We start from the raw sequence: 21,357 nt of genomic DNA, 5'->3' as shown, positions 1-21,357 counted from the left end.
CCCTAGGCCCGCGGTACGATCGGGCGGTTAACTTTGGCTAGCATATCAGAAGCGCACGAATCGAGCGCCCAACTCCGGAAAGCCGAGAACTCCATGCGCGAGCGCAAGCCCTCCAAATAGCGAATTGACCTGCTCAATTGCACACGGCCGGGGTTTTCGGCCATCGCGATGCGACGGGTGTCGTCAAACCCCGAAACGCGACAGAAACCAAGCTCTTCGAAGATTCCCAGGCCACTTTCCACCGAGCGCTCGTCGACCGGCGTGCGAGCATCGATGGCAAGGCACATCTGCGCGATGTCGATATCGCTTGCGCAGAATGAATCATCCCCGGTCTTACCGCGGTTGGAGCGCCACATGGTCTGCAACGCACGATAGAGTGTGACGAGTTCGTCGCGCTCGGGTGCGTAGCAGTCGAGCAGGCGCTCGTTGATGCGGGCGTCGCGCGACGAATAGAGCAGGTGGATCACGGCGGGCTGTCCGTCACGACCGGCACGCCCGCTCATCTGGTTGAACTCAATGGCGCCAAACGGCATGTGGTACAGCACGACATGGCGGATATCGGGCAGATTGACACCCTCGCCAAAGGCAGAGGTCGAGACGATGCAGCTGAGGCTTCCGTCTCGGAATGCTTCCTCCACGCGGCGGCGATCGGAGCGCGCAAGCCCCGCGTTATAGAACGCGATATGGGTTGCGCAATCGGGCACACGCTTGCGCAACGTCTTGGCGAGCGCCACGGACTGGTCGCGCGAATTGACGTAAATGACGGTCTTCTCCCCCGTCGCCACGATCGACACCAAACGGTTCTCGCGGCTCGCAAGGTCGCGGTCGTCCTCGAGCTGCAGGTTCTCGCGCACCGTCTCGTCGACCACCGTGCGAGTAATCGGCAGCATGCGGGCAAGCTCGGCCACGACCGGAGCCGTCGCGGTGGCCGTCGCAGCCATAACAACCGGGTCGCCCAGGGCTTTGAGGATATCGGGCATGTCGAGATAGGCGCTGCGGTCGCCGCCCTTGGCAAGGCCGGCGTGGTGCGCCTCATCGATAACGACAAAGCCGATGCGGCCCGAACGCGCGAAGCGGTCACGGTGGATAGATAGGAACTCGGGCGTCGTGAGCACGATACCGGTGCGGCCCGAAGCTAGGCCGGCGAACACATCATCGCGTGCGGCCTCCACGGTCTCGCCGGTCAGCACGCCAACGCCAATGCCAAGCGCTGCCATCGTCGACGAGAGGTGATAGGCCTGGTCGGCAACAAGCGCGCGCAGCGGATAGACAAAGATGCTCGCACGTCCGCGAAGGACAGCCTCGCGCGCAGCATGTACATGGAAGATGAGAGACTTGCCGCGGCCCGTTCCCATAACGGCCAAGACGCTCTGGTGGTCGGCCAAGGCATCGAGCGCCTCAACCTGCGCGCGGTGCGGCTGGTTCGATCCGATAAAGCTATGGATAAGCGAGCGCGTGAGCTCGGTATAGGAAAGCTGGGCGAGCGTCTCGCGCTTACGCGACTCCAGGCGCAGGCCGGAATCCGCCGGCTGCACGCCACGACGAAGCTCGCATGCCGGATCATCGACGCTGGGCAGCGTGGTATCGCGAACCAGAACATCCTTGATCATGAGCTTGGGCTTCACACGCCCCTGCCAATGCTCGGCAACGGCCTCGAACACCAAGTCGACAGCGCTATCGCAGTTGATGAGCTTATCGATTTGCGGCACGCGGAACATAATGGCCGGCACACTCGCGGCGCCATCGGTCGCCACAAAGCGCATGTGCTCGCCGGTTTTGCCCACCACGGCGCGGTCGCACATCGTCACGCCCTCGGCAGCCAGCAGCGGCACCTTGTTGCCCTGGCCAAACGGCTCAAGACGGGAGATCTGCTCGATGGTCTCGATATTCAGCTCGGAAAGGTCGACGGTGGCGGCGACCTCGTCGGTGTCTTCAAAGTCCTCGGCGGAAAGCTCCGATAGCACGGCGGAAAGGCGGCGGCGGAACTCATCGAGCTTGGATGCCTCGATGGTCACACCCACCGCACCGGCATGTCCGCCGCGACGAATCAGCAGGTCGGAACAACGCTCGACGGCGTCAAACAGGTTAACTTTGCCCACCGAGCGACCAGAGCCGCGCGCGATACCGTCCTCGATCGAGAACAGCAGCGCCGGTACGTGATAGCGGTTGGTCAGACGGCTTGCCACGATGCCCTTGACACCCTCGTGCCAGCCTTCGCCGCCCACGACGATCGCGCGTCCGCCGTCATAGGTCTCCTCGACCTTTGCCATGGCATCGCGCGTGAGCTCCGCCTCGATCTCACGGCGCTGGCGGTTGATTTCCTCGAGCTCAGCCGCCAGCGCGCTTGCTTCGATGGGATTGTGGGCAAGCAGCAGGTCGAGCGCCAGCTTGGGATCGGCCATGCGACCGGCAGCGTTTAAGCGGGGAATGAGCGAGAATGACAGGCCATCCGCCGTAATGCTAGAGAGGTCGGCCTTGGCGAGCGCTGCCAGTGCGATGTAGCCGGGACGAGCCGTCACGCGCATCTGCTGGATGCCCTCGGCGACCAGTGCGCGGTTCTCGGGCGTGAGCGGCATCATGTCGGACACGGTGCCCAGCGCCGCGACCTCGATTAGCGAACGCCAATACGACGGCTTGCCCAGGCGCTCACCCAGGACTTGCACCAGCTTGAGCGCCACACCAGCACCGGCAAGCTCGCGCGAGGGGCCCTCGTCTTCGAGCTTGGGGTCGGTCAGGGGCACACCCTGCGGCACCTGGTCGGAGGGCTCGTGATGGTCCGTGACCACCAAATCGATCCCCAGGCTCTCCAGATAGGAAACCTCTTCCTTGGCGGCAATGCCGTTATCGACGGTCACGATCAGCTGGGGGCGAGCGAGCTCGTTAACGCGGTCGAGTGCCGCGCGCGAAAGACCGTAGCCCTCATCAAAGCGATGCGGAATAAACGGCGTGACATCGGCGCCAAACGTGCGCAGCGCCTCGGTCAACAGACAGGTCGACGTAATACCGTCAACGTCAAAATCGCCAAAGACTGCAATGTGCTCGTGGTTGCGAATAGCACGCTCGACGCGGTCGGCAACGACCGACATGCCCGGGATAATAAGTGGATCGGCCCAGTCGCGATCGAGCGAAGGCGTCAAAAACAATTGGCCCTCTTTGATGGAGCCAATGCCGTGCGCGACCATAATGCGCGCCACCAGCCCGGGAATGCCCAGACCAGCCGAAAGCTCCTTTTCGAGCTCGGGGTTTTGCTGAGCGACCGCCCAGCGATGCGTCGTCTTAAGCGATGACATAGGCACCCACCCCTGATAGGGGCAGGTCGCCGCGATACCTCTCACGGTTCATAGCGATGAGTCCTCTGTGTATGCCCGCTTCGGCAGGCAGATCTGTTGAACGGATTTATTATACCGTGCAGCGCGGACGCAAAACGCCGCGGTACGCCGCGGTTTCGGCAAACGATGGCGGCAATGGCCTCGAAATAATCGAGCGTTTCAGCCGCACGGACGCATACGAGCGTCTAGCATATCCATACAAACGAGTTCGCCGATAAAGGGAGTCACGGGACATATGAAGCAATGGGCTGGACTGGGAAAGTTCCTCGCGGGGCATATGCAGATCATCGTTCCGATTTGCGTGGCGCTCGGCGTGCTCTTTCCCCAGCAGATCGGCGTGCTCAAGCCCATCGTTCCCGCCCTGTTTGCCTTTATGACGTTTCAGGGTGCGCTCAGCAACACCTTCCACCAGGTAACCGAGGTGTTCCACCGTCCGCTGCACCTGATTCTGGCGCTGCTGGTCTCGGCAGTGCTTATTCCCATCGCGGCGTATGCCATAGGGTCACTCTTCTTTGGCTCCAACCCCAACCTTGTCTGCGGCATCGTGCTCGAGTACAGCGTGCCCGTGGCCGTCACCGCTTTTATGTGGATCAGCATGTTCGGCGGCAACGGCCCGCTCGCGCTCACCATCATCCTGACGTCCTCGGTTATCTCGCCTGTGACGATTCCGCTCACGCTTAAGCTCCTGCTGGGCGCCACCGTCTCGATTGACGTGCCGAGTATGATGCAGAACATGGCTTTTATGATCGCCATCCCCGCCGTGCTCGGCATCGTGATCAACGAGCTCACGCGCGGATGGGGACACGAGAAACTCTCCCCCGCGCTCTCGCCCGCCTGCAAGTTCATGATGATGGGCGTCATCGCGTCCAACTCCACCGCCATGAGCGAGTACGTGCTGCACATGAACGCGGTGCGCCTAGAAGTCGCCCTCTTTATTTTGACCTTCGCCATCAGCGGCTTTGTCGTCGGTTTTCTGGTCGCCCGTGCGCTCCATCTGCCATATAGCGAGACGACTACCATGTGCTTTACCTGCGGCATGCGTAACATCTCTTCGGGCGCCGTCATCGCCACGCAGTACTTCCCGGGCGAAGTCGTGTTTCCCGTCATGTGCGGAACGCTGTTTCAGCAGATACTCGCCTCGCTTATCGGACATCTCTTTGAGCGTCTGACCGGCGAGGAGCGCGCCGCCCAGCGCAAGCGGGTCGAGGCCGGCCGCGACGCCATGGCACGCTAGGCTGTCCGCATTACGCGGATGTTCGCATTACAACGTGAACGTTTCCAAATGCATGCGCAGGCGCTCCGCATCGCCATCGAGCGTGGTTTCGGCATTGACCTGGGCCAGACGATAGCCCACAAAGTAGGGCGAAACCACCCAACGCGGCAGCGCCTTGGCAATGGTCCGACCACCCATGTGGTAGAAGAACAAGTTGTACGACTCCGCGCGACCGCCGTGGTGCTCGTGCAGGATATAGCGCAGGGCCACCTGAATCGCATCGGCAAACAGGTCCGTTTCGGCTTGGTCGTGGGCGTCGTCGCTGGCGGCGATTCCCTGTGGAGCCGAGACGTTGAGCTCAAAGAATCCCATGATGGGCTCGGTTGAGATGTTGACCGAGATTCTCCCCTGCTGCCAGACATTGATGCCTTCGAAATTGGCGGAAGTCAGCGCCGCATAGCCGTCCTCCTGTTCCAAGCCCACAATCTGCATGTGCGGATGGACCAGGCTGCCGCCCGAAAGCGGGCCTTTGTTCTTGTACATGAGCACACTGCGGTACTGTTGGGAATCGATCATCTGCTGCCAACAGCCCAGGGCAAACCGCATCACATGATGCAGCTCATCCGGTTCGTAGGTCACCAGGTCGGCGTCGTGATTGGCCGACTCGATCAATACGGTCTGACGGGTGGCGCGCAAGGTTTTGAACTTATTCTCGAGCCAGATGCAGTCACCATCGCGCTGGATGATGTTGGCGAGTCCCTCCGTGTCGCAAAAGGGGCACGCGGTGCCAGGGCGACGGTTGTCATCGGGCTTGCCGCTCGCCTGCTGAACGTCAAATACCAGCGCCACGGGTTATACCTCCAGCGGCACGATCTTGGTGCCATGGAGCTCGGAGACGCCGAGCGCTGCCGCGACCGCGTCGCGATTTGCCGTAGTGATGCCGCCGCCGGGAAGGATGGTCAAACGATCGCCCGCATACTCGATTAAACGATCCAGGTGATCGAAATTATCCTCGATCGACGTACCGGCAGCGCCGCCATGCGTGAGGATGCGCGTAACGCCACAGTCGGCAAGTGTATCAATCGCATCGAGCTGAGCCTCGGGCGAGAGCTGGTCAAATGCCATGTGGAAGGTGATGTCGATGGGCTCACGTTTGCACTCCTCGGTCGCGCAGCCCGTAGCCATAACGAGGGCGCCGAGGGTGAGTTCGTCGAGCGCCCAGCCGCCGGCACAGGGCTTGCAGCAGCCAAAGACCAGGCCGTCAACGCCGGCGCTCACGGCAAGACCCAAGTCCATCTCCATCATGCGCAGCTCGTCCTGGTTGTAGTGAAAGTCACCGCCACGCGGGCGAATCATGCACATCACTCGCGCGTCATGCTCGTGAGCGTAGCTGACCGTAGCGCTGATAACGCCGGCGGAAGGCGTGGTGCCGCCAACGGCGAGGTTGTCACACAGCTCAATACGCCCCGCACCGGCCTTGATGGCCACCGGTACCCGCTCAAAGTTCTCGGCGCAAAATTCGTATAGCATAGATAGCCCCCGGAGACATTTCGATTTCCACACGGCATTGTCGCACGTTAAATAGCAACCCGCACGATGGAACAAAACCTTGACAAGGAGTGTCCCAAAGTGCCGGCACATAAGGAACGTCCCCAGGTGCCACCTTGAGCGATGGATACTCATTTAAGTACGTCCCCAATGAGTACCCGCAGGGGACAGACAGACCGGGCTCCCTATACGACAACTGTTGACATCATATACTATGTGTCATATAGTAGGTGTTACACAGTATACTACGAAAGGAGGTGTGCGGATGGAGGCACAGATGAAGCGCGGCTTCCTCGAGGCCTGCGTGCTCGCGGCCGTCTCGGGCGAGGAATCCTACGGCTATCAGATCGTGAAGGACGTGCCCGCGAGCATGGGGCTCACGGAGTCCACGCTCTATCCGTTGCTCAAGCGCCTGGAGAAGGCAGGGTGCATCACGGCGCGCTCCGCCGAGCACAACGGGCGGCTGCGAAGGTACTACCGCATCACGGACACCGGGCATGAGCGTATCGCCGAGTTCCTCGCCGAATGGCCATCCGTGCAGGAAATCTACAGTTACGTGAAGGGAGCGCACCATGACGCGCGATGAGTTCTTGAACCGGCTGGGCGAGCTTCTGGCCTGTCTGCCGGCAGATCAGGTAAAGGAAACGCAGGAGTTCTACGCGGAGGCCATCGCCGACCGTATGGAGGACGGCATGACGGAGGCCGAGGCTGTGGCCGCCATGGGCACGCTCGGTGAGGTCGCCGAGGCAACGCTCGACGAACTGCCCGCCGTGCCGCGCGCAATTGCGAGGACCAAGCGCAAGAGCACGGCGCTTCTATGGGCGCTCGCCATCGTGGGCTCTCCGGTATGGATTCCGCTGCTGTTCGCGTTCGTCGCCGTTGCCGCTACAGTCTACATCTGCATTTGGGTTCTTGCGCTCTGCGTGTGGATCGTGGCCGCGGCATTCGGGGGCGCGGGCGTGGTGGGGCTCCTGTTCACCGTGGACGGCATCATTATCGGGCATGTTCCGTACGTTTTAACCTCGATGGGAATGGGATTCGCTTCCATCGGTGTGGCGCTCCTCGCGGGAGCCGGTGCCTGGACGGCGTCCAAGCAGATCGCGCGCCTCTCTGCCCTTTGGGCGAAGAAAGCCGTTTCGCCCTTCTGGAAAGATCGAGGCAGTAAGACCCGCAGGGGCGCTGAAGCGGCGCCGCTTACGGCATAGGAAGGAGTGCAAACATGTCCAGCGTAAAAAAGATTTACCTTGCCGTAGCGGGTGGGCTTGTTGCCACGGGGCTCGTCCTGGCTGCTATCGGATTTGTGGCCTCCGGCTTTAACCTCGCTGTGTTCAACACACAGATCGACCTGCGCGATGACACCATCATTCTGGGTGGTGTTGAAATAGACGACCCGACAGGGCTTCCACTCATCGAGCAGCTTGCCGAGGTTGGCGAGATCCATATTGGATCTGCAACGGCTGGTTCGTCTTCTCCTCGCAAATGATCGAGCTCGTAGCAGCCATCCCCCTTCGGGCGCACCACGACGGGCGTAAGCACGCCGCCCTCGAAGCCTTTTGACCTAGTTGCTGGGGACGTTCTTAAACGACTAGTCTTTCAAGAACGTCCCCAGCAACTACCCCAAATGCCAGAACCAAAGCAGCGCCGCAAGCAGAGGACGGACAGCGAGCGGGCACCAGAGCGAACAAATTGGCATGAAAAGAGGACGGCATAGACCTTCTGGTCATGCCGTCCTCTTTGAATGACTAGTTGTCGCTCTGGTGCCCGCGCAGCGTCGGCCGGTCCGCCGTTCGGTAGAACGGCGGAACCTCCTAGCCACCAAGATATGCTTTACGCACGTTATCGTCGTGGAGCAGCTCTTGGCCGGTGCCGGTCATGGTGATCTTGCCGGTCTCGAGCACGTAGCCGCGCGTGGCGATCGAGAGCGCCATCTGCGCGTTCTGCTCGACCAGGAGCACCGTGGTACCGGCTTTATGCAGGTCCTCGACGATCTGGAAGATCTGCTCAATCAGAATCGGCGCCAGGCCCATGGAAGGCTCGTCGAGCATGAGCAGCTTGGGGTTACTCATAAGGGCGCGCCCCATAACGAGCATCTGCTGCTCGCCGCCCGAAAGGGTGCCGGCGACCTGGCGACGGCGCTCCTTCAGGCGCGGGAACTGCTCATAGACGCGCTCCAGGCCCGGAGCCACCGTGGACTTGGGCTGTGTATAGGCGCCCATCTCCAGGTTCTCCTCGACCGTCATCTGCAAAAAGGCGCGACGGCCCTCGGGCACCTGGGCCAAGCCCTTGCCCACCAGCTTGTCGGCAGGCGTATGGGTAATGTCCTCGCCCATAAACTTGATGGAGCCGGTCTTGGAACGCAGCAGGCCCGAGACAGTCTTAAGCGTTGTAGACTTGCCGGCGCCGTTCGCGCCGATCAAGGCCACGATCTCGCCCTCGTTGACGTTAAAGGAGATGTCCTTGATGGCGTGGATGGCGCCGTACCAGACGTTGATGTTGTAGACGGAAAGCATCGGCTCTGCCATTTAGTTCTCCCCCTTATCCTGCTTGCCCAGATATGCCTCGATAACAGCGTCGTTGTTCTGGATTTCCTCTGCCGTGCCCTTGGCGATGACCTTACCAAAGTTGAGCACGCAGATGCCCTCGCAGATATTCATGACGAGCGACATGTCGTGCTCGATAAGCATGATGGCAATGCCAAAGGTGTCGCGAATCTTAACGATGTTCGCCATGAGCTCCGCGGTCTCGGACGGATTCATGCCGGCGGCAGGCTCGTCGAGCAGCAGTAGCTTGGGGTTGGTGGCAAGCGCGCGGACAATCTCCAGACGACGCTGGGCGCCATAAGGCAGCGAACCGGCCTGCTCATTTGCCAGATGCTCCATATCAAAGATGGAGAGCAGCTCCATGGCGCGCTCATGGGCGGCCTTCTCGTGCTTCCAATACGTCGGCAGACGCAGCACGCCCTCAAAACCGGAGTAGCGCTCCTGGTTGTGCAGACCGACCTTAACGTTGTCCTCCACCGTCATAGTGTTGAACAAGCGGATGTTTTGGAAAGTACGGGCGATGCCCATGCGGTTGACCTGATAGACCGACTTGCCCGAGGTGTCCTCACCGTCGAGCAGGATGGTGCCGTGCGTGGGCTGGTACACCTTGGTAAGCAGGTTGAATACCGTGGTCTTACCGGCGCCGTTGGGGCCGATCAGACCGGCGATCTCGGTCTTGCCGATGGTCAGGCTAAAGTCGTCGACCGCCTTGAGGCCGCCAAACTCAATGCCCAGGTGGATGCACTCGAGCGCCGGGCGCAGGCCCAGGTCGCGATCGGGAACGATGGCGCCAGAAGGATAGGGGACCATCTTGCCCTTGTTGAACTCAAACTTACTGGGCATCGGCTGCCACCTCCTTCTTGGGAGCAAGGCGATCCTTGATGCGTGCGAAGAACGCCTTAAGCTGCGGGTTGTTGGTAAAGATCATGACCAGGATCAGCACGATGGCGTAGATGAGCATGCGGTAGTCCGAGAACTGACGGAGCAGCTCGGGGAGCACCGTGAGCAGCGCGGCCGCAATGACGGAACCGCGCATGTTGCCCAGGCCGCCCAGGACCACGAACACCAGGATGAGGATGGACGTGTTGAAGTCAAACTTGGTGGCGGAGAGCTGCGAGAAGTTACCGCCGAACAGGGCTCCGGCAGCACCGGCGAGGGCAGCGGAAACCACGAAGGCGATCATGCGGTACTCGGTGACGGAGATGCCTACGGACTCGGCTGCAATCTTGTTATCGCGCACGGCCATAATGGCGCGGCCGGTACGGCTGCGAACCAGGTTGAGCACGATCACGAGTGCGACCATGACCAGGATGGCACCGGCGAGGAAGGTCGAGTACGTCGACACACCCGATGCGCCCTGCGCGCCCTTGATGATGGCGGTGCCGTCTTCGAGCAGGTGCAGGTCGTCGATCGTAGAATTGCCCGTGATGTTAAAGATAACGTGCAGGCCGCGGGAATCGACGCCCACGATAAGGCAGGTGACGATCTCTTTGATAATCTCGCCAAAGGCCAAGGTCACGATGGCCAGGTAGTCGCCGCTCAGGCGAAGAACCGGGATACCAATCAGGAAGCCCAGAATGGCAGCGGCGATAGCGCCGACCACAATGCTGATGACAAGACGTATTGGATCGGAGGGGACGGCGCTCTCGAGGGCAACCGCGGTAACGATGCCCGTATAGGCGCCGACGCTCATAAAGCCCGCGTGGCCCAGCGACAGATCGCCCGCGATGCCGACGACGAGGTTGAGCGAGATGGCCATAACGATGTAGGCCGTGATGGGAACCAACTGACCGGCGATCATGCGCGGAATCATATGGTTGGACTGCATAAAGAACACGATGGCGAATGCCACGATGCACATGGCGTACGTGACAAAGTCGTGACGCGTCTGCTTGTCTTTAAGGAACTTCATAACGCTCACCTACACCTTCTCGGGGACGTACTTGCCCAAGAGGCCGGCAGGCTTGACGAGCAGGACGATAATCAAAACACCAAAGACGATGGAGTTGGCAAGGCTCGTGGAAATGTAGGCCTGGGCCATCGCCTCGATGATGCCGATGAGAATGCCGCCGACAAAGGCACCGGGAATGGAGCCGATGCCGCCGAAGACGGCTGCATCGAAAGCCTTGATGCCGGGCATGGCACCCGTCGTGGGCTGCAGCACCGGCGAGTAGGAGCACAGCAGCACGCCGGCGATAACGGCAAGGGCGGAGCCGATGGCAAACGTCATCGAGATGGTGCGGTTGACGTTGATGCCCATGAGCTGAGCGGCGGCCTTGTCCTCGGACACGGCGCGCATAGCTTTGCCCATCTTGGTCTTACCTGTAAAGAACATCAGGCCGGCCATGATAACCAGGCAGGCGACGATGGTGACGAGCGAGACGGCGCTTACGTTGAACTTGGCCAAGAACTCCGGCACCGGGAAGGTGACGAGCGAAGTGAAGTTCTTGGGCGTGGCGCCCCACAGGAGCTGCGCGGCGTTCTGCAGGAAGTAGGACACGCCAATGGCCGTGATCAGAACGGCCAGCGGGCCTGCTTGGCGCAGCGGCTTATAGGCCAGACCCTCAATGAGAACACCAAGAACCGTGCAGACCACGCAAGAGAGAACTACAGATGCCCAGCCCGGGAGGCCGAGATACGACGTGGCGCAGAACGAGACATAGGCACCGACCATGATGACGTCGCCGTGAGCGAAATTCAGCATCTTGGCGATACCGTAGACCATGGTGTAGCCCAACGCGATGATGGCGTAGACGCTGCCCATGGACAGGCCGTTGACCAGGTATTGGATAAAGACCGTCATGTTCCACATCCCCCTTTCGAATAGGTTTCCAGTTGATGTATGAAACAGGGACGTTACGTTGTCCCTAGATACCAAGCAAGCAGGGAAGGCCAAAACCTCCCCTGCTTGGGATCAATACCGCTCTATATAAGGCGGCAAATTAGGCCTGTACGTACTTGCCGTCGGTGATGACGTACGCAGTCGGGTCCTTCTGGACCTGGCCCTTATCGTTCCAGGTGAGCTTGCCGGTCAGACCGTCAACGGTAATCTTGAGCATAGCCTTGGACAGCTTCTCGGCGACTTCGGTCGGATCGGCGTCGACGCCAAGACCGGCCTCCTTGAGGGCCTCGGCCACAGCATGCACGCCGTCGTAGGCGTCGGCGGCAAACTGGTCGGGGGTATCGCCGTACTTATCCTTGTAGGCGTTGACGAAGTCGGCGTTCTTCTCGTCGTCGGCGGAGAACGGGGTCATAAGCAGCAGGCCCTCGGCAAGAGAGGTATCGAAGCCCTCCACGCCCAGGATGCCGTCCATGCCATCGCAGCCCATCATCTTGACGTCGTAGCCCATGTCCTTGGCGTTCTTGAGCAGGACGGAGGCCGGGGTGTAGTAGATCGGCGCGAAGATCATGGTGGCGCCGGCCTCCTTAGCATTGGTCAGCTGGTTGGTAAAACTCGTGGCGGAGTCGTCCTTAAAGGTCTTCTCGACGACGATCTCGAGCTTGGACTCAGCAGCCTGGGCCTTAAAGGCATCCGCGACACCCGAAGAATAGGCGTCGGCAGCGTTATAGAACAGCATAAACTTCTCGTCCGCATACTTCTCTGCCAGGAACTTGGCAGCGTTGACGCCCTGGTTGGGGTCGGTAAAGCAAACCTGGAAGACGCAATCCTTGCCGTCAGTGACGTCCTCGGAGGACGCGGACGGGGTGATCATGAACGTCTTGGGGTCGTTACCGCACTCTGCGGCAACGGCAACCGACGCACCCGTGGTGGTCGGGCCGACAAGGGCCTGCATGCCCCAGTCGAGCAGGGTGTTAAAGGCGTTGACGGCCTTCTCGCCGTCGGCCTGGTCGTCCTCGGCCTTGCTGGCAAGCGGCAGCTCCTTGGTCGAGAAATCCTTGCAGCCAAGCTCGACGCCCTGGGTAACGGACTTGCCGTAGGACGCGGCGGCGCCGGTCAGCGGGCCGATGGTGCCGATTTTAAACGAAGCGTCGCCCGAAGCGGAACCACCGTCGCCGCCGTTGGAGGAGCAGCCCGCTAGAATGGACATCGCCCCCAGACCTGCTGCGCTCGCGATAACGCTCCTGCGATTCATAACAGGGTTCAATGACTTACCGGTGAGGCTCGACATGCGGCTCTCCTCTCAAATCTCGTCGGGTTTTGGTTGCCCGACAGGCCATCCTTCGCCGTGTTCGGCGTTCGCAAAATAGTAGACGCTTTAGTTAGGAAAAGTGGCGATTATTTCAACTTTTCTTTGGATTTGTTCATTTATCCATTTTTCTGCGTATTTCTATTATTTTATGCAGTAATGCCACTTTATTGTGTAAAAGTAATGTTTCCATTCTGTTGCAAGCGTTCCCGCTCTGAATAAACATGGTGTCCCCCTTTTTTTCGCTGGCCGCGACGCGTCCGTCTTGCGGTACGGGGCAAACCTTATGGTGCAAACGTTGACAGTTTGTTACGGAGTTCCGTTTGTAGCGAGCGTGTTTCCAATGTTTCCGCAGCGTTTCGGGGGTGCCGTTTTGTGCGACTCCTGTTGCCCGGCGAGCACGCGCCCTCGGTTCACGCTAGAATGCACTCAACCTTTAAGCGGTTAATCCATCCATAAGATGCACGAAGGAGCTATCTATGAGCGAACCCCTGCGCACCGTGAACGTCGGTCTGATCGGTCTGGGAACCGTCGGCGGCGGCGTGGCCCGTCTGATCAAGAGCCACCACGATGAGTACCTGGCAGCCTACGGCATCGACCTTAAGCTGACCCGCGCCTGCGCGCTTGCTTGGGAGCAGGCCGAGGCGGCAGGCATTGAGCGCGAGGCCTTTACGAGTGACTGGCACGACGTCGTCACCGACCCCGCCGTCGACATCGTCGTCGAGCTCATCGGAGGCGAGCACCCCGCGACCGAGATCTTTACCACTGCCTTCGAGAACGGCAAGCATGTCGTCTCCGCCAACAAGGCTCTGCTGGGCCGCCATGTCGAGACGCTTGCCGAGAAGGCGCGTGAGTGCGGCGTGCAGATTAAGTGCGAGGCCAGCTGCGGTGGCGGCATCCCCATCGTCAGCACGCTCGAGCACGACCTGGTGGGCAACAAGATCCTGACCATCGCCGGCATTCTCAACGGTACCACCAACTACATCCTGTCGCGCATGGACGCCGAGGGCGCCGATTACGCCGACGTGCTTGCCGACGCGCAGGCCAAGGGCTATGCCGAGGCCGACCCGTCCGCCGACGTCGACGGCTTCGATGCCGCCAGCAAGACGGCCATCCTCGCCTCCATCGGCTTTGGCACCCGCGTTACCACCGATGATGTGTACCAGCAGGGTATCCGTACCATCGGCGCCGAGGACATCGCCCAGGCCCGCGAGCTCGGCTACACCATTAAGCTGCTCGGCATCGCCCGCAACACCGACGCCGGCGTCGACGTCCGCGTGCATCCCACGCTGATCCCCGCCGACCACATGCTTGCCAAGGTCAACGGTGCCATGAACGCTGTCTACGTGGTAGGCGACGCCGTGGGCGAGACCATGTTCTACGGCGCGGGCGCAGGCTCCTTCCCCACCGCGAGCGCCGTCGTGGGCGATATTCTGTCGCTCTCCGAGCAGATCAGCCGTGGCGTAGCCCCGCTGCCCGAGATTGAGCCCTATGGCCACAACCTCGCCTTTAAGCCCATGAACGAGCTCCAGACCAAGTACTACGTGCGCCTGAAGGTCGCCGACCGCGTGGGCGCCCTGTCCGAGACGGTCGACATCTTTGCCAAGCACAACATCTCGATCTCGCTCATCAATCAGGTCGAGGATGGCAAGTCGGGCGTCAGCGATGCCTGCTCGGTTATCTTCCTGACGCACCGCGCGCTCGAGAAGGACGTCCAGGCTGCCGCCGCCGAGCTTGCCAGCGTCGACTGCGTGGCCGAGGTCGCCAACGTCCTGCGCATCGAGGACGTCGAGGTTTGGACCGAAGGCGTCATGGCCAACTAATTCGGTCTTCGCTTTACGGCATATTGCGTGAGGGGCTCTCGTCCAGCAGTGGACGAGAGCCCCTTTGCTTGCGCACACGGGACGTATTGGCGCAATCCGCATTTGAACGACTTGGCCGCTCCTGACAGCCGGGGCTACCGTTCACCGATATGCAAACGCGACCGATTCCGGCTACCGCTACGCTGTGCTGCGTATATCCGCCCGCAAAGAGAGGAAGCACCATGTTGCTCGAGGGCAAGAAAGCGATCATCACCGGAGGCACGCGCGGTATCGGCTATGCCATCGCCTGCCGTTTTATCGAGGAAGGTGCTGCCGTCACCGTCTTTGGCTCGCGCCAGGAGACTGCCGACGCTGCCGTTGAGAAACTGACGACCGCTTATCCCGAGGCCAAGGTTTGGGGCCGCTCCTGCGACCTCACCTCGCTCGAGGCCGTAACCGAGGCCTTTACCCAGGCTGCCGCCGATATGGGCGGCCTGGACACGGTCGTCAACAATGCCGGCATCTCCCAGCGTTCTCCCCTTTTGGACTACACGGCCGAGGAGTTTGCAAAGGTCATGGACCTCAACGTCGTCGCCGTCTTTAACGGCCACCAGGCTGCCGCCAAGATCATGACCGAGGCCGGCCACGGCGGCACCATCACCACCACGAGCTCGATGGTCGCCAAGTATGGCCAGCCCTCCGGCGTCGGCTATCCCACGTCCAAGTTTGCCGTCAACGGCATGGTCCAGTCGCTCTCGCGCGAACTCGCCCCCATGGGCATTCGCGTCAATGCCGTCGCACCCGGCGTGACCAAGACCGACATGGTCGCCAACCTGCCCGAAGAGGTTATTAAGCCCATCATCGCCACCATTCCGCTGGGTCGCATGGGCGAGCCCGAGGATGTCGCCAACGCCTTTGTTTTCCTGGCGAGCGACATGTCCTCCTATGTTACGGGTGCCGTGCTCCCCGTCGACGGAGCCGCCCGCTCCTAAAGGTCGCAAGCCACGACTTCAAACCTCAACGAGGCCCAACGCAAAAGGCGCGCTGCCTGCATCAGCCGCAGGCAGCGCGCCTTGCTCTGTTTATAGGGGAAACTGCGTCCCGATATTTCAGCTCAGAACGGGGCGCAGTTTCCCTCAGGCCCATCTTTCGGAAACTACGTCCCATTCTGGGCGCGGATTCTGGGACACGCTTTCCGAAACGGTCCCCTCACGGAAACCGCATCCCACTCTGGGCGCCAATTCCGGGATGCATTTTCCGCGGCGACGTTGGCTACCTGCCGTCGTCGTCCTGGGCTTCATCGCGGGCGTAGAGCTCCAGCATGCGACGGCGGTACTCATGCACGGCGAGCTTGGCGCGCTCTAGGCGGCGACGCTCACGCGGGGTGAGCTCGGACGGATCTATCTCGTCGCCATAGGTCTTATCGGCAAGAAGATGCGCCGCGTCCACGATGCGGGCATCGATGTGGCCGCTCGCCGCCTCGGCGGAAAGACGCTCGGCAATCGTATCGAGCGTAGGCAGGCCCTCGAATACACGACCATGTCCATGCGACGTCAACAGCTCGTGCTCGCGGGCGAGAAGACTTGCCAGGTCGTGATGGGCGCGCAGGATATTGAGCGCATCGGAAGGATGCTCGGCAACCTCCGCCACGGCGGCGACCGGCGCGGCATCGACCACGCGGTAGAAGAGCTGCGCGAGCAGTGGCATCAGGAACACCGTGATGGCGCCGGCTGCCACCATAACCGAAGCGACGCCCTGCGATAATGCGCCGGCGTTGACAGCAACGCTCGTCACGGCGACGATAATCGGCAGCGCCGTGGTGCAGTAGAGCGCTACGGTAATGCGGCCGTGGGCAGAAACATCGCGCGTCTTAGGGCAGATGCTCATGGAGACGACAATGGGCACGGCGCGGATAACCAGCAACGCCACGATAAAGCCCACGAGCAGGCCAGGGCGCGATGCTACAGCCGTCAGGTCGATCTTGGCACCCGACACGGTAAAGAACACCGGGATTAAAAAGCCATAGGCAAGGCCATCGAGTTTAAGCTCGAGCGTATGGTTGCCCTCGGGGATGATATAGCGCAGGACAAAGCCCGCGGCAAAAGCGCCCAACACGATATCGAGGCTAAAAATGGCGGAAAACGCCACGAGCGTGACCAGGATGAGCACTGTGAGGCGCACGAACGTCTGAGAAGTCGTATCGGCGCGCTCCTGAATAAAGGCAAAGAAGCGGCTGCCGATACGCTTGGAGCGGCTGGGGACCACGGCAAGCAGCACGCACACCACGGCGAACAGGCCCAAGATCAACAGCGTCTCGACACCCGTACGGGCGGACAGCAGCACCGACATGGCGAGCACGGGCCCGAGCTCGCCCCACGTACCATAGGCAAGAATCGAATCGCCGACGCGCGTCCCGGCAAGCGACCGCTCGCGCAAGATGGGCATAAGCGCCCCAAGCGCCGTCGAGGTCAACGCCAGCGTCACGGCGATGCCATCAAAATGACTGACCGAAAACCACGGGGTAAAGCGCACGGCAAGCCAGGCGATGCCAAACGTGACGACCCACGTCGCCATGCCGTAACGCCCCTCGGTGCCCGTGATGTTCTTGGGATCGATCTCAAAGCCGGCAAGCAGAAACAAAAAGGCCAGGCCGAGCTCGGACACGAGCGAGACCTCGGCATCCACATGGATAATGCCGAGCATATGAGGCCCCAGCACCGCGCCGAACACGAGCAAAAAGACCGTCTCGGGAACGGGTTTTCCGGGAATCGCCGAGGCGATGAAGGGGCTTGCAAAGGCCACGAGTGCGATGATGGCGAGCGAAACAAATGCCATGTGATGCCTTTCTCTTGTTTGCGCTCCACTGTAGCACCCTCGCCGTCCTCAACGCGCCACGAGCTGTCGTATCATAGTGAGGTTTAAAAGTATGCGGCTCAAGGCGACCGCGAGGCTTGCCCCGCAAACCGACCGCTGCCGCATACCGCACCGTACGCCCAACCGATCAGGAAGGCAGGAACCAATGGTCTCTTGTATCTACGTGGAGAAGAAACCCGGGTTCGACGTCGAGGCTCAGCAGCTCAAGGGCGAGCTGACCGAGATTCTCGGCATCAAGGGCATCGAGGCCCTGAGGATCATCAACCGCTACGACGTCGAGGGCATCGATGAGGAGCTGTTCCGCTCCTGCGTGCCGACCGTCTTTAGCGAGCCCCAGGTCGATGTGACCTACGACGAGCTCCCCGCAAGCGATGGCGCCGTCTTTGCCGTCGAATTCCTGCCTGGCCAGTTTGACCAGCGCGCCGACTCCGCCAGCGAGTGCGTGCAGCTCATCAGCCAGGGCGAGCGCCCTGTCGTGCGTTCCGCCAAGGTCTATATAATCTCGGGCGCCCTGGACGAGGCCGCCATCGAGGCCATCAAGCACTACGTGGTGAACCCCGTCGAGGCCCGCATCGCCTCGCTCGACCTACCCGAGACGCTGCACATGGAGACCCCCGAGCCTGCGCCCGTCGAGGTGCTTGACGGCTTCCGCGAGCTCGACGAGGCCGGTCTTGCCGCCTTTATCTCCGATCGCGGTCTTGCCATGGACGAGGCGGACATCGCCTTCTGCCAGCAGTACTTCCGCGATGAGGATCGCGACCCCACCATCACCGAGATTCGCGTGATCGACACCTATTGGTCCGACCACTGCCGCCACACCACCTTCGGCACCGTCCTGGATGATGTGACGATCGATGACGCCGTGGTGCAGCAGGCCTTCGACCGCTACATGGAGATGCGCCACGAACTCGGTCGCGACGCCAAGCCCGTCTGCCTCATGGACATGGGCACCATCGGCGCCAAGTACCTTAAGAAGACCGGCGTCATGACCGATGTCGATGAGTCCGAGGAGATCAACGCCTGTACCGTCAAGGTGAAGGTCGATGTCGATGGCGAGGACCAGGACTGGCTGTTCCTGTTTAAGAACGAGACCCACAACCACCCGACCGAGATCGAGCCCTTCGGCGGTGCTGCCACCTGCGTGGGCGGCGCCATCCGTGACCCGCTCTCGGGCCGCAGCTATGTATACCAGGCCATGCGCGTCACCGGCGCCGGCGACCCCACCGTCCCGGTTTCCGAGACGCTCGAGGGCAAGCTGCCGCAGCGTAAGCTCGTAACCACCGCTGCCGCCGGCTACTCCAGCTACGGCAACCAGATCGGCCTTGCCACCGGTCAGGTCAACGAACTCTATCACCCCGGCTACGTGGCCAAGCGCATGGAGGTCGGCGCCGTCGTGGGCGCTACCCCGGCAAACCACGTGCGCCGCGAGTGCCCCGCCCCCACCGACAAGATCATCCTGTTGGGCGGCCGCACCGGCCGTGACGGCATCGGCGGTGCCACCGGCTCCTCCAAGACCCAGAACACCGAGTCCATCGAGACCTCGGGCGCCGAGGTCCAGAAGGGCAACGCTCCGGTTGAGCGCAAGCTGCAGCGTCTGTTCCGCCGCGGCGACGCCTGCCGTCTGATCAAGCGCTGCAATGACTTTGGCGCCGGCGGCGTCTCGGTCGCTGTGGGCGAGCTTGCCGACGGCCTGTATGTCGACCTTGATACCGTAACCAAGAAGTATGACGGCCTGGACGGCACCGAGCTCGCCATCTCCGAGTCCCAGGAGCGTATGGCCTGCGCCGTCGCCGACAGTGACGTCGAGGAGTTCATGAGCTACGCCGCCGAGGAGAACCTGGAGGCGACCGTTATCGCCGAGGTTACCGCCGAGCCGCGCATGCGTATGGCCTGGAACGGCGTCGCCATCGTCGACCTATCCCGCGAGTTCCTCAACTCCAACGGCGCGCCCAAGCACCAGGTCGCCCACGTGTGCGCCCGCAGCGTGTGGCAGCCCAGCTGGGCCGGCACCACGCTTGCCGAGCGCATGACCTCGCTTGTCACCGACCTTAACGTCGCCTCCAACAAGGGACTTTCCGAGCGCTTCGACTCCACCATCGGCGCCGCGACCGTGCTCATGCCCTTTGGCGGCAAGACGCAGCTCACTCCGAGCTCTGCCATGGTCGCCAAGTTCCCCGTGGACGGCGAGACCACCACGGCAAGCGCCATGGCATGGGGCTTCAACCCCTACCTGATGGAAGCCGACCAGTTTGCGGGCGCTTACCTGTCCGTGGTCGAGTCCATCGCCAAGCTCGTGGCTGCCGGCTTTGAGCACAAGCGCGCCTATCTCTCCTTCCAGGAGTACTTCGAGCGCCTGCGCACCGAGGCCGAGCGCTGGGGCAAGCCCACGGCAGCCGTCCTGGGCGCCCTCATGGCCCAAGTCGACCTGGGTGCCGGCGCCATCGGCGGCAAGGACTCCATGAGCGGCTCGTTTGAGGACGAGGCCGGCGAGCTCAACGTTCCACCGACCCTGATCAGCTTCGCTGTGGCCGTGGGCAAGGCCGCCCGTGCCGTCTCGCCCGAGTTCAAGGGTCTGACGCACCGCGTCGTCCGTATCGCCCCCGCCACCTATGGCGAAGACTACCGCCCCGACGCCCAGCAGCTGCTCGCCGCGTTTGACGCCGTCGAGGCGCTCACTGCTACCGGCGACGCCCTGGCCGTCTCCACGCCCGGCTACGGCTGCGGCGCCGAGAGCCTCTTTAAGATGTGCGTCGGCAACCAGATCGGTATCGAGCTTGCCGAGGATGTGGACGTGGAGAGCTTCTTCACCCCGCTCTACGGCAGCTTTATCGTCGAGCTCGCCGATGACGCCGAGCTGCCTGAGGTCGCCGACGGCGTTGTCGTCGAGCCCCTGGGCACCACCGTCGAGGGCTATGTCATCGATACCGGCTCCGAGGTCATCGAGCTCTCCGAGCTCCAGGAGGCCTGGGAGAGCGGCATCGAGGGTGTCTTTGCCTACCGCAGCACCGGCGAGACCCCCGAGGTCGAGACCATCGACTATCGCGCCAAGGATATCCACGTGTACGGCGGCGCCAAGATCGCCCGTCCGCGCGTGATTATCCCGGTGTTCCCCGGCAACAACTGCGAGTACGACAGCGCCCGCGCCTTCCGTGCCGCCGGTGCCGAGGCCGACACCTTCGTGATCAACAACCTCACGCCCGAGGCCGTCGCCGAGAGCACCCACGAGCTTGCCCGCCGCATCCGTGCAAGCCAGATCGTCATGATCCCCGGTGGCTTCTCGGGCGGTGACGAGCCCGACGGCTCCGCCAAGTTCATCACGGCGTTCTTCCGCGCTCCCGAGGTCACCGAGGCAGTCCGCGACCTGCTCAAGGCCCGCGACGGCCTGATGCTGGGCATCTGCAACGGCTTCCAGGCTCTGGTCAAGCTCGGCCTGGTGCCCTACGGTGACATCGTCGACGCCACGCCCGATGCACCCACGCTGACGTTCAACACCATCGGCCGCCATCAGAGCCGCCTGGTGCGCACCCGCATCTCGTCCAACCTGTCCCCGTGGCTGTCGCAGTGCAGCCTGGACGACCCCTACACCGTCGCCATCAGCCACGGCGAGGGCCGCTTTGTCGCCAACGACGTGGTGCTCGCCCAGCTGATCGCCAACGGCCAGGTCGCCACGCAGTACGTGGGCGAGGACGGCAAGCCCAGCATGGACCTTTCCGTCAACCCCAACGGCTCCGCACTCGCCATCGAGGGCATCACGAGCCCCGACGGCCGCGTCCTGGGCAAGATGGGCCATGCCGAGCGTCGCGGCGACAACCTGTACCGCAACGTGCCCGAGCATGTCCCCGGCGACAAGTTCATGCCGATCTTTGAGAGCGGCGTAGCCTACTTCGCCTAAACCTTTCCCAT

General features: G+C 61.8%; 16 protein-coding genes. 7 read left to right on the top strand and 9 right to left on the bottom strand.

All coding sequences use genetic code 11. From position 1 onward, the window contains the following. Positions 1-2: 2 nt before the first annotated feature. The gene (gene recJ, locus DWV58_RS02670; protein WP_117776095.1) at positions 3-3,290 is read right to left on the bottom strand and encodes a single-stranded-DNA-specific exonuclease RecJ; all 3,288 of its coding nucleotides are present in this window, start codon (positions 3,288-3,290) and stop codon (positions 3-5) included. A 274-nt stretch (positions 3,291-3,564) separates the two neighbouring features. On the opposite strand from recJ, the gene DWV58_RS02665 reads away from it, so the two are divergent. Further along, entirely contained in the window at positions 3,565-4,563 is a 999-nt protein-coding gene (locus DWV58_RS02665; RefSeq protein ID WP_117776094.1) for a bile acid:sodium symporter family protein, read from the top strand. Between the two features lie 27 nt (positions 4,564-4,590). Here the strand turns inward: DWV58_RS02665 and DWV58_RS02660 are convergent, their stop codons facing one another. Further along, entirely contained in the window at positions 4,591-5,391 is an 801-nt protein-coding gene (locus DWV58_RS02660; RefSeq protein WP_117776093.1) for a DUF4931 domain-containing protein, read from the bottom strand. Positions 5,392-5,394: 3 nt separating this feature from the next. Further along, complete coding sequence (locus DWV58_RS02655; RefSeq protein WP_117776092.1) at positions 5,395-6,072, bottom strand: copper homeostasis protein CutC; 678 nt, start codon at positions 6,070-6,072, stop codon at positions 5,395-5,397. A gap of 283 nt (positions 6,073-6,355) precedes the next feature. On the opposite strand from DWV58_RS02655, the gene DWV58_RS02650 reads away from it, so the two are divergent. From DWV58_RS02650 to DWV58_RS02640, 3 genes are read left to right on the top strand one after another with little or no spacing between them, the layout of a single operon-like run. Beyond that, positions 6,356-6,676, top strand: a complete 321-nt coding sequence (locus DWV58_RS02650) for a PadR family transcriptional regulator (protein WP_187361915.1) — start codon at positions 6,356-6,358, stop codon at positions 6,674-6,676. Continuing rightward, entirely contained in the window at positions 6,663-7,295 is a 633-nt protein-coding gene (locus tag DWV58_RS02645) for a DUF1700 domain-containing protein (protein ID WP_117776091.1), read from the top strand. The genes DWV58_RS02650 and DWV58_RS02645 overlap by 14 nt, the downstream gene beginning before the upstream one ends. 14 nt (positions 7,296-7,309) lie before the next feature. Then, positions 7,310-7,573 carry a hypothetical protein gene (locus DWV58_RS02640; RefSeq protein ID WP_117776090.1) on the top strand — a complete coding sequence of 88 codons (264 nt, stop codon included), beginning with the start codon at positions 7,310-7,312 and terminating at the stop codon, positions 7,571-7,573. A 325-nt stretch (positions 7,574-7,898) separates the two neighbouring features. Here DWV58_RS02640 and DWV58_RS02635 read toward each other — a convergent pair whose 3' ends face one another. The 5 genes from DWV58_RS02635 to DWV58_RS02615 form a co-directional block, all read right to left on the bottom strand. Then, positions 7,899-8,600 carry an ABC transporter ATP-binding protein gene (locus DWV58_RS02635; protein WP_035137222.1) on the bottom strand — a complete coding sequence of 234 codons (702 nt, stop codon included), beginning with the start codon at positions 8,598-8,600 and terminating at the stop codon, positions 7,899-7,901. 12 nt (positions 8,601-8,612) lie between these two features. Next, on the bottom strand, positions 8,613-9,473 hold the full coding sequence (locus DWV58_RS02630; RefSeq protein WP_117776089.1) for an ABC transporter ATP-binding protein: 861 nt from the start codon (positions 9,471-9,473) through the stop codon (positions 8,613-8,615). Beyond that, positions 9,463-10,542: a branched-chain amino acid ABC transporter permease gene (locus DWV58_RS02625; RefSeq protein ID WP_117776088.1), complete on the bottom strand. Its 1,080-nt coding sequence runs from the start codon at positions 10,540-10,542 to the stop codon at positions 9,463-9,465. Before DWV58_RS02625 ends, DWV58_RS02630 begins: the two co-directional genes overlap by 11 nt. Positions 10,543-10,551: 9 nt before the next feature. Then, complete coding sequence (locus DWV58_RS02620) at positions 10,552-11,433, bottom strand: branched-chain amino acid ABC transporter permease (protein ID WP_117776087.1); 882 nt, start codon at positions 11,431-11,433, stop codon at positions 10,552-10,554. 139 nt (positions 11,434-11,572) lie between these two features. Continuing rightward, complete coding sequence (locus DWV58_RS02615; protein WP_117776086.1) at positions 11,573-12,760, bottom strand: ABC transporter substrate-binding protein; 1,188 nt, start codon at positions 12,758-12,760, stop codon at positions 11,573-11,575. A gap of 497 nt (positions 12,761-13,257) precedes the next feature. Here DWV58_RS02615 and DWV58_RS02610 point away from each other — a divergent pair, with 497 nt between their 5' ends. Both DWV58_RS02610 and DWV58_RS02605 read left to right on the top strand, forming a co-directional pair. Next, positions 13,258-14,601, top strand: coding sequence for a homoserine dehydrogenase (locus DWV58_RS02610; protein WP_117776085.1), 1,344 nt, complete (start codon positions 13,258-13,260; stop codon positions 14,599-14,601). A 221-nt stretch (positions 14,602-14,822) separates the two neighbouring features. Next, complete coding sequence (locus tag DWV58_RS02605) at positions 14,823-15,572, top strand: SDR family NAD(P)-dependent oxidoreductase (protein ID WP_117776084.1); 750 nt, start codon at positions 14,823-14,825, stop codon at positions 15,570-15,572. Between the two features lie 280 nt (positions 15,573-15,852). Here DWV58_RS02605 and DWV58_RS02600 read toward each other — a convergent pair whose 3' ends face one another. Beyond that, positions 15,853-17,415: a cation:proton antiporter gene (locus tag DWV58_RS02600; protein WP_117776083.1), complete on the bottom strand. Its 1,563-nt coding sequence runs from the start codon at positions 17,413-17,415 to the stop codon at positions 15,853-15,855. Positions 17,416-17,599: 184 nt separating this feature from the next. Here DWV58_RS02600 and DWV58_RS02595 point away from each other — a divergent pair, with 184 nt between their 5' ends. Next, positions 17,600-21,346 carry a phosphoribosylformylglycinamidine synthase gene (locus DWV58_RS02595; RefSeq protein ID WP_117776082.1) on the top strand — a complete coding sequence of 1,249 codons (3,747 nt, stop codon included), beginning with the start codon at positions 17,600-17,602 and terminating at the stop codon, positions 21,344-21,346. Positions 21,347-21,357 lie beyond the last annotated feature (11 nt).

The organism is Collinsella sp. AF11-11 (assembly GCF_003465485.1).
Taxonomy (GTDB): domain Bacteria; phylum Actinomycetota; class Coriobacteriia; order Coriobacteriales; family Coriobacteriaceae; genus Collinsella.
This window is presented reverse-complemented; position numbering and strand designations above follow the sequence as displayed.